The organism is Mariniradius saccharolyticus AK6 (assembly GCF_000330725.2).
GTDB lineage: Bacteria > Bacteroidota > Bacteroidia > Cytophagales > Cyclobacteriaceae > Mariniradius > Mariniradius saccharolyticus.
On the sequence record NZ_AMZY02000010.1, the window covers coordinates 222,614 to 234,909 of the forward strand.

Annotated in this window: 13 protein-coding genes; 8 read left to right on the top strand and 5 right to left on the bottom strand. The window is 48.6% G+C overall.

Going from position 1 to position 12,296, the window contains the following annotated elements:
- Positions 1-25: 25 nt before the first annotated feature.
- The 5 genes from C943_RS21725 to C943_RS10190 all read right to left on the bottom strand — a co-directional run bounded on the left by C943_RS21725 (position 26) and on the right by C943_RS10190 (position 3,425).
- Complete coding sequence (locus C943_RS21725) at positions 26-166, bottom strand: DUF2256 domain-containing protein (RefSeq protein WP_008627314.1); 141 nt, start codon at positions 164-166, stop codon at positions 26-28.
- Between the two features lie 11 nt (positions 167-177).
- On the bottom strand, positions 178-1,686 hold the full coding sequence (locus tag C943_RS10175) for a cryptochrome/deoxyribodipyrimidine photo-lyase family protein (RefSeq protein WP_008627316.1): 1,509 nt from the start codon (positions 1,684-1,686) through the stop codon (positions 178-180).
- A 14-nt stretch (positions 1,687-1,700) separates the two neighbouring features.
- On the bottom strand, positions 1,701-1,988 hold the full coding sequence (locus C943_RS10180) for a TIGR03643 family protein (RefSeq protein WP_008627318.1): 288 nt from the start codon (positions 1,986-1,988) through the stop codon (positions 1,701-1,703).
- Complete coding sequence (locus tag C943_RS10185) at positions 1,976-2,401, bottom strand: SRPBCC family protein (protein WP_245545530.1); 426 nt, start codon at positions 2,399-2,401, stop codon at positions 1,976-1,978. Before C943_RS10185 ends, C943_RS10180 begins: the two co-directional genes overlap by 13 nt.
- Before the next feature lie 136 nt (positions 2,402-2,537).
- Positions 2,538-3,425 (bottom strand): PIG-L deacetylase family protein, encoded by an 888-nt coding sequence (locus C943_RS10190; protein ID WP_008627323.1) that lies wholly within the window; start codon positions 3,423-3,425, stop codon positions 2,538-2,540.
- Positions 3,426-3,593: 168 nt separating this feature from the next.
- Between C943_RS10190 and C943_RS10195 the strand changes: the two genes are divergently transcribed.
- From C943_RS10195 to C943_RS10230, 8 genes are all read left to right on the top strand, one after another.
- A complete protein-coding gene (locus C943_RS10195; RefSeq protein ID WP_008627325.1) occupies positions 3,594-4,469 on the top strand; it encodes an alpha/beta hydrolase in 876 nt (291 codons plus the stop codon).
- Between the two features lie 94 nt (positions 4,470-4,563).
- Positions 4,564-5,670, top strand: coding sequence for a Gfo/Idh/MocA family protein (locus C943_RS10200; RefSeq protein ID WP_040480052.1), 1,107 nt, complete (start codon positions 4,564-4,566; stop codon positions 5,668-5,670).
- 234 nt (positions 5,671-5,904) lie between these two features.
- Positions 5,905-6,702 (top strand): cation diffusion facilitator family transporter, encoded by a 798-nt coding sequence (locus tag C943_RS10205; RefSeq protein WP_008627328.1) that lies wholly within the window; start codon positions 5,905-5,907, stop codon positions 6,700-6,702.
- Between the two features lie 112 nt (positions 6,703-6,814).
- On the top strand, positions 6,815-8,554 hold the full coding sequence (locus C943_RS10210) for a family 43 glycosylhydrolase (RefSeq protein ID WP_211208881.1): 1,740 nt from the start codon (positions 6,815-6,817) through the stop codon (positions 8,552-8,554).
- 77 nt (positions 8,555-8,631) lie between these two features.
- Entirely contained in the window at positions 8,632-9,675 is a 1,044-nt protein-coding gene (locus C943_RS10215) for an LLM class flavin-dependent oxidoreductase (protein ID WP_008627331.1), read from the top strand.
- Entirely contained in the window at positions 9,668-9,919 is a 252-nt protein-coding gene (locus C943_RS10220; protein ID WP_008627333.1) for a hypothetical protein, read from the top strand. Before C943_RS10215 ends, C943_RS10220 begins: the two co-directional genes overlap by 8 nt.
- A 244-nt stretch (positions 9,920-10,163) precedes the next feature.
- On the top strand, positions 10,164-10,730 hold the full coding sequence (locus tag C943_RS10225) for a restriction endonuclease subunit S (protein WP_008627334.1): 567 nt from the start codon (positions 10,164-10,166) through the stop codon (positions 10,728-10,730).
- Complete coding sequence (locus C943_RS10230; protein WP_008627335.1) at positions 10,723-12,294, top strand: type I restriction-modification system subunit M; 1,572 nt, start codon at positions 10,723-10,725, stop codon at positions 12,292-12,294. The genes C943_RS10225 and C943_RS10230 overlap by 8 nt, the downstream gene beginning before the upstream one ends.
- Positions 12,295-12,296 lie beyond the last annotated feature (2 nt).

A 12,296-nucleotide genomic window follows, 5' to 3' on the forward strand; every position in this document is an offset into this window, starting at 1 on the left:
TTGGAAACTGTCAAGATTCCCTTTATCACTTTTCCCTCCTACACCGGTCGCTGCAATACTTGACTTCATCCCAGACTTTTTCCCACTTTTTTCTCCAGGTAAATGGACGGTTGCAGACCACGCAGGTCTTGGTAGGAAGGTGCTGTTTTTTGACGTTTTTGGGCATAATCATTGTCGTTAGGACTGGGGATCCATTTCTCCCCTGCGGGTATGGATGGCCAAGATCCGCTTGTTTTCTTTGATCACCCACGCGTTTTTCCTGTGACCCCAAATCTTGTCCCGGGCGTACCTTCCCGCGGCTTCCACATCCACAATCGGCGGCGGATAAGCCGAGTTTTCCGACAAACCATATAATTGCCGCTCCATAGCCGTCATCGCATAGGGTTCATGGATAAACTGCTCGGGTATATCTTGGAGCTCAGGTAGCCATGTTTTGATAAAAATACCCTTAGGATCATGGTCCTGACTTTGTTTGACAGGATTGTAGATCCTTACGGTATTGATTCCGGTCACGCCGGCCTGCATTTGGAATTGGGGAAAGTGGATACCCGGCTCATAATCCAGAAAGAGCCGCGCCAGATGATAGCTCCCCTCCCGCCAATCTTGGTACAGGTGATGACAGAGGAAACTCACCAACATGGCCCGCATCCGAAAATTGATCCAGCCCGTAGCCTCCAGGCACCGCATACAGGCATCCACGAGTGGAAATCCTGTGCTTCCCTGTTTCCAAGCCTCGATCAGCTCCGGCTTACTAGGATGCTCGAGCAATTCATAGCCGGCGTTGATACATTGGTTTTCGTAAGTACAGTCCACCTCAAACTTTTGGATAAAATGGCAGCGCCATTTCAGCCGAGTGAGGAAGTTTTGCAAAGAACCCGGGAAACTGGATGTTTTTGACGCATTTTTGACAAACTGGTAAGCCTGCTTCACGCTGATGTTGCCCCAACTCAGGTAGGGAGAAATACGCCCACAGCTCGTGCGGCTTTCGAGCGGCTTGCTGATATGGCGGGTGTAGTTTTTTCCCCTTTCTTGGACAAAAGAGCCCAAATACCGAAAAGCGAAATCTTCCCCCGCAGGCTGAAATCCACTTGGATATTGTACCAATTGTAAACGCAATTCATCTGGAACGGGAAAGGGATTGGAAAATGGAAGTGGCTCTCTCTTGGAAAATGTATTGACGACTAAGGGTGCCTCCATCGTCCGGTACCAAGCCTCATCCCAACCCGCACGGTCGCGAATGCCGCGGACGATGCCATCGCGCTGGGATTGATGCCATTGAATTCCCGCTTTCCGAAAAAACGCGCTGAGCTTCTTGTCCCTTTGGTAAGTCAATCCAATGCCGGACTCTTGGTAACTGAACACGTTCCTGATTTGGTACTGACTATGGATAAATGAAAAAGCTTCTATTGCTTCCGCATGCATGATGACTATCTCGAGTCCGTATTTTCCGATTTTCTTATTTATCTGTAGGATCGAATGGTACTGGAACTGCAAGTGTCGCAAGCTGGTATCGGGATAGGAAATGATCGAGGGCTCCAACAAAAACACAATCAAATAGGGCAAAGAATTCCTTTCGGCAAACTGCAGCGGCAGGTGGTCCTGGGTACGGATATCCCGCTTCAACCAGACAAGGTTGATTTCCCTCCGGTCAGTTTGATGATCGATCTGAATGCCATTTACTTCCATCGCCCGCAGATACGCTAAGACCGTTTGGAAATTTTGTTGCCGGTAATGGCACGCTGCCGATCGCATTTGAAGCGATCGATCTCAGGATTCCGCTTCTTGAGATGCTTTTGGCTGATTCCCTGGTTTACCCGCTTTCTCCAAAGATCGAAGCTGCTGCGCTTGAGTTGCCTGCGCATGAGTTTGATGACCTCGGCCTCGCTCAATCCAAACTGTGCAAGAATAGCCTCGAAGGGCGTCCGATCCTCCCAAGCCATTTCGATGATACGGTCCTTGTCGGCGGCTGTCAGGTTCAACTTTTCCATGTCCCAAAAAGATCAATGATTGCCTTTTCCCGAAAATCAAAAATCTCTTTCAATTGCTTTTGGATGAACAAAGCATTCGCAATTGCTCCCAAAAACCCAAGGGGTGGGCTGTAGGTGACTATGTCGGTCATTTCCACGCCGCCGTTGATTTCCTCCAGTTTATGCTGGTGATGCCAAAGCTTGTAAGGGCCGATGCGTTGCTCATCGACAAAATACTCCAAATCGCGCACGTGGGTGATTTCCGTCATCCACTGGATCGGAATGCCCAACATCGGTTTGACCGTGTAGGTGATGATCATACCGGGGTACATTTTGGCCTGGCCGGTATTGCTCGTGACATGGAAATCCATGTAATCAGGCGTGATCTTTTTCAGATTGGCTGGACTTGAGACAAAGTCCCAAACGGTCTCCAAACTTGCGGGGATTTGTTGTATACGGGTGAATTGGTAGAAGGGCATCGAAAAGGAAAATATCCAACGACTCAACAAAAGCCCGCAGAACTTGTTTGCAGCTCAAACCTGAAAATTTCCTCAGGGTAAACAGAAAGACCTATTTCGAGGCGGTTTTTCCTAACATCGGAAAAAGCCGTACGATCTCCTCTTTGTTGGGTTGGGTGCCATATTCGCAGACTTCGAAAGCTTCTGCAAATTGGACTTGTGCTGCCTGTTCCTCACCGTACCAAGATTCCAAGGCTTTGAGTACTGAGGCATTTGGAGTGGAAAAACGCTTCGATTTGAGCCAGGCTTTTCTCTCCGCCTGCCCAGTTGGAATCGGCTCGGTCAGGTTTCCGATCCAAGGCAGCCACTCATAAAACTGGGAAACATGGGCATCCATAGCATCGATTTTCTTGTCAATCACCGACGAGATATCGATCGCGATATCCGGCTGAAAGGGGTTGGGCTTTTTGAAATTGTCTTGAAAATAAAGGAAAACGGGATTTTTGCGAAGCGGCGGTGTATCGGCAGCAATGTTGGGCACGCCCACCATATAGGCTGCATCCTGCACCAAAATCCCAGTGTAGCGATGGTCGGGATGGTAGTCATTGTTTCGGTGGGAAATCACCACATCAGCTTCCCATTCCCGGATTTTTCGGATGATTTCTAGGCGATTTTCCAAAGTGGGCAAGAGTTCCCCATCGTGATTGTCCAACACATCGTATTGGATGCCCAGCCGCTTTGCAGCTTCTTGGGTTTCGGCGTACCGCCGCTTGGCAAGAACACCCCCGCCCATTTCCATGTGTCCGGCATCACCGTTGGTCACGGAGATGAACTTGACCTGATGCCCCATGGCTACGAAGAGCGCGGCAGTCCCTCCACCTTTGATATCACAATCATCCGGATGGGCGCCGATCATGAGGATTTTGAGGACTTTGCCTTGTGCAAGGACCTGAAATACAGCAAGTGTCAAAAGGGAAAATACCAGTACGATTCTTTTCATGGCAAAAGGATTATGATAAAAATTTAAGGAGAATCAGCCCCACCTGCAATCCCGCAATGGATGGATGGTTCGTTTTTTCTTCACAAGAGCTGTGCCTTTGCCGGTTAATTGTCTGGTTTCATTACATTAGAAGGTCATTCAAGATTTATCGCCAATAAGCAAACCGTCATGAAAATCATTGTCAATATCTTTTTGCTGATGTTGTTTAGCCTCCCTGCCTTCTCCCAGGAAACCATTAAACTCTATGCTGGCAAAGCGCCCGGTTCGGAAACCTGGGATTGGACGGAGAAAGAGACGAGCCCGTTTCCCAACAACCGCATGCTGTACAATGTCTCTGAACCTGTGCTGCTACATTATCCCGCGCCGAAGGAAAAGGCAACCGGAACATCCATCATTGTGGCTCCTGGTGGCGCTTTCCATATTCTGTCCATCGACAATGAGGGCATCCGTGTGGCAGAGTGGTTGAATTCGCTGGGGATTTCTGCCTTTGTGTTGAAATACAGGGTGGTCAAAAGCCAAACAGACAATCCCTTTGCAGAGCTGATGCCGCTGATGCAAAACAAGGACAAACTGGACTCGATCAATGCACCCGTAGTCGAAATGGCCAAAAACGATGGAAAAGAGGCCATGAAATTTGTCCGATCAAACGCTGTAAAATTCGGACTGGATCCCGGAAAGATCGGTTTCATGGGATTTTCCGCTGGAGGCACCGTCACCATGTCGGTGATGCTGAGTGCGGAAGAAAAATGGAAACCTGATTTTATAGCCCCTATCTACTTGTATAAAAAAGCTGTCCTCGGCAGCAATATGCCAAAAAAAGAGACACCGATTTTCGTGGTTGTGGCTACCGATGATAGCTTGGACTTTATGCCGCACAGTGTGGAACTCTACCTCGAATGGGTCTCCGCGGGACATCCCGCCGAATTGCATGCCTTTGAAAAGGGCGACCATGGATTCGGTTTTGCTCCGCGGGGAACTACCTCAGACATGTGGACCAAGAATTTTGAGTTTTGGTTGAAGAAAAGAGGATTGATACCTCAATAAACCAAAACACCGGCTTGCATCATGTCTTTTGAAAAATATTGGAGAGGCTACTCAAAAGGCAAGAGTATTGTTCAAATCCGTTAAATTGTATCTCATGAAAAATGTCGGCATTATATTCCTTTTCCTGATATTCCTGTTCACAAACTCCCAGGCCCAAGAACTTCCCCTCAAAATCGGCGTCGCCGGCCTCAACCATGGCCATGTTCCTTGGGTATTGAATGCCGATAAGCGGCCTGAAATCGACATTGTAGGCATTGCCGAACCGGATCGGGAACTGGCTGAAAAGTACTCCAAGCAATATGGATTCTCGATGGACATCGTTTTTGATTCTATTGATGAAATGCTCGAAAAAACCAAACCCGAGGCCGTTACGGGCTTTGGCACAACCTATCAACACCTCGAAATCGTGCAGAAATGCGCGCCGAAAGGCATCCATGTCATGGTTGAAAAACCACTGGCAGTCAGTCTCGACCACGCACGGGAAATGGCGGACTTGGCAAGAAGACACAAAATCCAACTGCTGACCAACTATGAAACCACTTGGTATCCCAGCCACCAGCAAGCGCTCGAAATACTGGAGTCCGAAAAAATCGGAGATATCCGCAAGATCGTCGTCCGAGATGGACATCGTGGCCCCAAGAAAATCGGCGTAGGACCCGAGTTTTTGGAATGGCTGACAGACCCCGAACTGAACGGTGCAGGGGCCTTGATGGATTTTGGCTGCTACGGCGCCAATCTCAGCACTTGGCTGATGGATGGACAAAGGCCCATATCGGTGACCGCCGTGGTCCAGCAACTCAATCCCGCTGACAACCCAAAAGTGGAGGATGAGTCGACCATCATCCTGACCTACCCAAGCTCCCAGACAATCATCGAGGCGTCCTGGAATTGGCCGATCGGACGAAAGGATATGGAAATCTACGGCCTGACCGGTGCGATTCTTGTCGACAACGGCAAACAACTCAGGCTGAGAATGGCGGAAGGATATGATGGCTTTTCGGAAGAAAAATTTGAAATGGAAAAACGGGAAAGGCCACTGGATGATCCATTTTCGATGTTGTACGCGGTCGTGCGGGGCCAAATCACCCTTCCAAATGATGATCTCAGTGGTCTCGAAAACAACCTGATTGTGATGGAAATCCTAGACGCTGCGAAGGAAAGCGCGCGGTCAGGAAAGACAGTTTGGCTAGACAAGCGCTGATGCGTACCGAGAACAAAGTATGACCTACCAGGTCACCAGATGCAGGCAGGAGATGGGAGAAGCAAGAAGCGAGAAAAATTGAAGAGACGATGTATTACGGGCTATTTACCAAATGACCAAATTTCACTGGCCGAACCCTGGCGATTGAAGTTTATCTTTTTCTGACGAAACACTCGAAAAACCGCTGCCGATAGAAAATAGTTAATTCGAAAAATCCGATCAACAAGCTGGAAAATGAGGAAAACAACCTTTAAGGTATCAAAAATGGATTGCCCATCCGAAGAACAAATGATCCGGATGAAGCTTTCCGACCTACCAAACATAGCTTCTCTAGACTTTGATATCCCGAACAGAAAGCTGGCTGTTTTTCACACGGGCGATTACTCGGAAGTATTTGAACGTCTTGAAAGCCTGAAGTTTGACACGACCTTGGTTGAAAGCAATTCTGTGGAAAACCAAATAAATGCCACTGAAGACACGGGAAAACAAAGAAAATTGCTTTGGCAGGTCTTGGGGATCAATTTCTTCTTTTTTGTACTTGAAATGACCACCGGTTTTCTGTCAAACTCCATGGGACTTGTTGCCGATAGTTTGGATATGCTGGCCGATAGCATTGTCTATGGACTGGCCCTTTTGGCAGTAGGCGGCTCGGTTGCACGTAAGAAAAACATCGCGAAATCTGCAGGCATTTTTCAGCTGATACTGGCAGTTTTGGGATTTATGGAAGTGGTCAGGCGATTTGCGGGACTAGAGGCGATTCCCGGTTTTCAGACGATGATCATCATCTCTATCCTCGCCCTTATTGGCAATGGACTCTGTTTGTATTTATTGCAAAAGAGCAAGAGCGAGGAAGCACATATGCAAGCCAGCATGATCTTCACGTCGAATGACATCATTGTGAATCTTGGTGTGATCGTCGCCGGTGGGCTCGTCTTCTTGACAGACTCAAAGTATCCCGACCTTGTGATTGGGACGATCGTGTTTTTCCTCGTTGGACAGGGAGCGTTAAAAATACTCAAGCTTTCAAAATGATTGGGGAAAAAGACCACTGTTTGCCTAAGCATCCATATTCAAATAAAACGCCGTGCATTATTTCCATCGTTTGGCCGATATTTGTCTGAGCCGATTTTCTAAACGAACCATCATGAAAGCCCATCTGACCAAGCTTGCTGTTGTTTTGCTCCTTTGCGGCAGCAATGCCTTCGCGCAGCAACAAACCTACTGCAACCCGATCAATATCGACTATGGCTATACGCCGATCCCCAATTTCTCGGAATGGGGCAGGCATCGGGCGACCGCGGATCCGGTAATTGTAAATTTCAAGGGCACGTTTATCCTTTTCTCCACCAATCAATGGGGATACTGGACCAGCACGGATATGTCCAACTGGAAATTCCACTCCCGCCTTTTTCTCCAGCCTTGGAACAAAGTCTATGACGAACTATGTGCCCCGGCTGTAGGTGTTTTGGGCGATACGGTCATCGTGATGGGCTCGACCTATGAGCGGGATTTCACGGTGTGGATGAGCACCAACCCGACAGCCAATGAGTGGAAGCCCCTCGTGGAGAAATTTGACATCGGCGGTTGGGATCCGGACTTCTTCACAGACGATGACGGCAGGCTCTACATGTACAACGGCAGCTCCAACCGCTATCCGCTCTACGGGATCGAACTGGATAGAAAGACACTGAACCCCATCGGCACACGCAAGGAGATGTACCTACTAGAACCAGACAGATACGGCTGGCAGCGCTTTGGCGAGCACATGGACAATACCTTCCTCGACCCTTTTATGGAAGGTGCCCACATGACCAAGCACAACGGCAAATACTACCTGCAATATGGCGCGCCAGGGACGGAATTCAGTGGCTATTCCGACGGTGTAGTGGTCGGAAAAAGCCCACTTGGACCGTTTGTACCGCAATCCGATCCCCTGAGTATGAAATTGGGTGGGTTTGCACGGGGTGCAGGACACGGGAGTACTTTCAAGGACAACCAAGGAAAATACTGGCACGTCAGTACAATCATGATTTCGGTGAAAAACACTTTTGAGCGACGCTTGGGTATTTGGCCTGCAGGTTTTGACAAAGACGATATGATGTGGAGCAGTACTGCTTTTGGGGACTATCCACACTATCTCCCGGACACTGACAAGGCTGGCGCCTTCACAGGATGGATGCTGCTCAACTTCAACAATCCGATGGCAGTGTCCTCAACTTTGGGGGCATTTTCTTCAAACCTTGCCAATGATGAAGATTTGAAGACTTATTGGAGCGCCAAGACCGGTGACAAAGGTGAATGGATTCAATCCGACCTCGGCCAAATCAGCACCGTCCATGCCATCCAAATCAACTACGCCGACCAGGATGTGGACCAAGACCGCCTTGGCAAGCGCAGCGATCAATTCCATCAATACATCCTCTACCATTCGAAGGATGGAAAAAAATGGGAAGTCTTGGTCGACAAAAGCAAAAACAAAACGGACATTCCGCATGAATACGTCGAATTGGAAAAACCGGTACAGACACGCTTTCTGAAGTTGGAAAACATCCACATGCCGACCGGAAAATTCGCCTTGAGCGGCTTCCGGGTCTTCGGTCATGGCAATGGCAGCAAACCGGAGAAAGTGAAGCAATTCATGGTTTTCCGCACCGAAAAGGACAAACGCAGCGCCTTTATCAAATGGTCGCCCATGCCGGATGCCTTCGCCTACAACATCTACTACGGCACCGCGCCAGACAAATTGTATACTTCGATCATGGTATTGGGCAACAATGAATATTGGCTCAAAACCATGGACCGTACGAAGACCTACTATTTCACCATCGAAGCCATCAACGAAAACGGGACGAGTGAATGGTATGAAGTCCAAAAGGTAGATTGATAGAAGTCCAAGCGCGGTTTGAATCTTTTACCTGCCAACGTGGTTTTCCCTTCAAATCAAAATGAAAGGAAATCTCCATGGAAATTGGAATAGATAGTTTTGCGGCCTACGTCACCGACTCCAAGGGCAACCCAATCGGAACTGCCGAAGCGGCCATGACCGAGCTCCTTGCCAGAATCAAACTGGCGGACGAAAAGGGATTGGATGTCTTTGGTATTGGGGAGCATCACCGCAAGGAATTTTTGGACTCGGCGACTGTGGTGATTTTGGCAGCCGCCGCGGGGCAAACCAAGCGCATCAAACTCTCGAGTGCCGTGACGGTGCTGAGTGCCGCCGACCCGGTCCGTATTTTTCAACAATTCGCCACGCTCGATCTCGTATCCAATGGCAGGGCTGAAATGGTCGTCGGCCGCGGTTCATTCACGGAAGCATTTCCCCTTTTTGGTCTGAAACTACAGGACTATGACAAGCTCTTTGCAGAAAAACTGGGTTTGCTCCTGCAAATCAGCAAACAAGAAACGGTGACTTGGTCGGGCCAATTTCGTCCGGCCTTGCACAACCAACCCATTTATCCCCGTCCAGTGCAAGATCCCCTGCCCATTTGGTTGGGCGTGGGTGGTACGCCAGGTTCTTTTGCAAGGGCTGGTTCCTTGGGTCTGCCACTGATGGTTGCGGTGATTGGTGGGGAAACACACCGCTTCCGTCCCTTGGTTGACCTATACCGGGAAGCGGGAGACAAGGCGGGATTTTCACAAGACCAGTTGAAAGTTGGGCTCCATTCGCTCGGTTATGTTGCCCAGACACATGAGGAAGCAGTCGAGGCCTACTACCCCGGCTATGCGGAGACTTTTACCCGTATTGGCAAGGAACGGGGATGGCCACCCGTAACACGTGGGCACTTCGAGGCACAAAACGCCCGAAGAGGCGCATACCTCGTGGGGAGTCCAGAAGAAGTGGCCGAAAAAATCCTCCGCCACAGCGATTCCCTTGGCGGCATCGACCGTTTCACCTTTCAGATGGACAATGCCGGCCTCAGCCATCAGCAACTCAGTGAATCCATTGCGATGATTGGGGAGGAAGTGATTCCGTTCGTAAAAGCCAAATCCAGTTCCCATGTTTGACAGCCCTGACTATCCTGCCGCTTTGGATGAATCGCAATTTGAGGCTTGGTTCGAAAAAGGCCGCGAGAGCCGAATTCCTTATGCCTACTTGCTGATCATGTGGGATGAGATCGAAGGAAAATACGATCCGATCTATGTCGAAAGCAGGAAAGAAATCCAAGAATATCCCCCCTATGGGCAATCCCCCGAAAACAGGTTGCTCGTGGCGGCTTATGATCTGTATTCGGGGGGAAGAGTCGGGTGATGTAGAAAGTTAGAAGTACGAAGTTGGAGGTATGATTTGCGCGGAAAGGAGGAATTTCATTTTTTATCGAATGAGGTATATCGAGCCCTAAGGTCCAAATAACCATACATATTTTGTTCCCTCTAGCCAAAGGTAATCGTCTTTAAAAAATTTGTAGGACGATTACTTAAATTTTTTAAAGAATTAATTTCAAATTTTAAAAGGAATTTCACATTTTTGTAGCGCTATTACAAGAAAATAAAATTTGAAAAAATCACTAAAAGATATAGTCAATATCAGAACCGGACTCTTCGCCAAGCCCACAGATCATGGTGAAGTGGTATATCTGCAATCCAAACATTTTGATGAAAATGGGCAACTGGCAGCTGTGCTTTACCCGGATCTGAATAAAGATAGCATTCCTGAACAACATTTGCTGAATGCCGGAGATGTTTTGTTTGCCGCGAAGGGAACCAAAAACTTCGCAACCGTATACGAGGAAAAAAACCCAATTGCCGTTGCATCAACCTCATTTTTGGTTCTTTCCCTTACGACAAATGTTATTCAGCCTAAGTTTTTGGCCTGGTGGCTTAATTCAAAGGAGATTCAGGAATTTTTGAAAGGAATGGCCAAAGGGACCTCTATTCCATCGATCACCAAAGCGCAAATGGAAGAATTGAAGGTGCCGCTTCTACCATTGGACGTGCAGGATGCCCTTGTGAGGTTATCTGAATTAAGGGTATCGGAAAAAATGATCCTAGCGGATATAGACCGACTAAATGACTATAAGCTTGATTTAAGTTTGATGAAAATTATCCAAAGCTATGAGTAAGAAAATCACCCAAAAAGACATCAACGATGCGGTGTGGAGAGCCTGTGACACGTTTCGCGGCAGTATCGATCCCAGTGTGTACAAGGATTATGTGCTGACGATGCTTTTTGTCAAGTACCTCAGCGATGTCCATGACGACAAGCAGGACGAGTATCTCAAAAAATACAACGGAGATCAGGAGCGGGCCAAAAGGGCCATGCAATATGAGCGGTTTATTGTGCCTGAGCACAGTCACTTCAAATACCTCTACGAAAACCGAAATGCGGTCAACATCGGCGAACTGATCGATATCGCCTTGGTGGACTTGGAAGAAGCGAATCGGGAAAAGCTCTACAGCGAAGACGGAGCGGGGATTTTCAAAAACATCAGCTTCAACAGCAGCGTGCTCGGCGAGCCCAAAGACAAAAATACCCGACTGAAAAACCTGCTTCTGGACTTCAATAAACCCGAACTGGATCTTCGCCCGTCGCATCTGGATGGGGTGGATATCATCGGAGGGGCATATGAATACCTGATTTCCAACTTTGCCTCGGATGCAGGCAAAAAGGCCGGAGAATTTTTCACACCAAGTGAGGTTTCCACGCTTCTGGCCAAGCTGACCAAGTCTGCACCGGGTTCGCGTATCTGTGACCCCACTTGTGGTTCGGGTTCGCTGCTGATTAAGGCTGGGCAGGAAGTAGGCTCGCCCAACTTTTCCCTCTATGGACAGGAAGCCAACGGCAGTACTTGGGCTCTTGCAGTGATGAATATGTTTCTCCACGGCTTTGACAATGCCAAAATCCGCTGGGGAGACACCATCCGCAATCCCAAGCTGAAGGAAGGCGATACGCTCATGAAGTTTGATACGGTAGTGGCCAATCCTCCATTTTCCTTGGATAAATGGGGAAAGGTCGAAGACAAAGACGGGGAGAAAACCACCATCACCTGGGATCCGGAAACGGACCGATACAATCGCTTCTGGCGGGGCATTCCCCCCAAAAGCAAGGGAGACTGGGCCTTTATCTCCCACATGATCGAAACAACCTATGAAGGCAGAGGCAAAGTCGGGGTGGTGGTTCCTCACGGGGTACTTTTCCGCGGAAGTTCCGAAGGCAAAATCCGTCAAAAGACCATTGAGGAAAACCTACTCGAAGCGGTAATTGGCCTGCCGGCAAACCTCTTTTTTGGTACAGGTATCCCGGCTGCAATTCTGGTTTTCAACAAAGGGAAAGGCTCCAATTCCGAAGTACTTTTCATCGACGCTTCCCAACACTACGAAGCTGCCAAAAACCAAAACAAGCTTCGTGAAACGGATATCAAGCACATCGTGGATACCTATCGGGATTTTCAGGCAGGTAAATTCAAGCCCGGCGTGGTGGAGGATAAGTACAGCTATGTGGCCACGTTTGAAGAGATCAAAGAGAATGACTTCAACCTGAATATTCCCCGCTATGTGGATACCTTCGAAGAAGAACCCGAAGTGGATATCGCGGCCGTGCAACAGGAAATAGACAAACTGGAGGCTGAACTGAAGGCGGTACAGGCGGAAATGGATCGATACTTAACTGAATTGCTGAAAGGATAAAA

Bases quoted from the DNA above. Each gene is read 5' to 3' on its own strand.
- C943_RS10210 (WP_211208881.1), top strand. From the start codon at position 6,815: ATGAAAGCCCATCTGACCAAGCTTGCTGTTGTTTTGCTCCTTTGCGGC.
- C943_RS10180 (WP_008627318.1), bottom strand. From the start codon at position 1,988: ATGGAAAAGTTGAACCTGACAGCCGCCGACAAGGACCGTATCATCGAA.
- C943_RS21725 (WP_008627314.1), bottom strand. From the start codon at position 166: ATGCCCAAAAACGTCAAAAAACAGCACCTTCCTACCAAGACCTGCGTG.
- C943_RS10215 (WP_008627331.1), top strand. From the start codon at position 8,632: ATGGAAATTGGAATAGATAGTTTTGCGGCCTACGTCACCGACTCCAAG.
- C943_RS10230 (WP_008627335.1), top strand. From the start codon at position 10,723: ATGAGTAAGAAAATCACCCAAAAAGACATCAACGATGCGGTGTGGAGA.
- C943_RS10175 (WP_008627316.1), bottom strand. From the start codon at position 1,686: ATGGAAGTAAATGGCATTCAGATCGATCATCAAACTGACCGGAGGGAA.
- C943_RS10220 (WP_008627333.1), top strand. From the start codon at position 9,668: ATGTTTGACAGCCCTGACTATCCTGCCGCTTTGGATGAATCGCAATTT.
- C943_RS10190 (WP_008627323.1), bottom strand. From the start codon at position 3,425: ATGAAAAGAATCGTACTGGTATTTTCCCTTTTGACACTTGCTGTATTT.
- C943_RS10195 (WP_008627325.1), top strand. From the start codon at position 3,594: ATGAAAATCATTGTCAATATCTTTTTGCTGATGTTGTTTAGCCTCCCT.
- C943_RS10200 (WP_040480052.1), top strand. From the start codon at position 4,564: ATGAAAAATGTCGGCATTATATTCCTTTTCCTGATATTCCTGTTCACA.
- C943_RS10205 (WP_008627328.1), top strand. From the start codon at position 5,905: ATGAGGAAAACAACCTTTAAGGTATCAAAAATGGATTGCCCATCCGAA.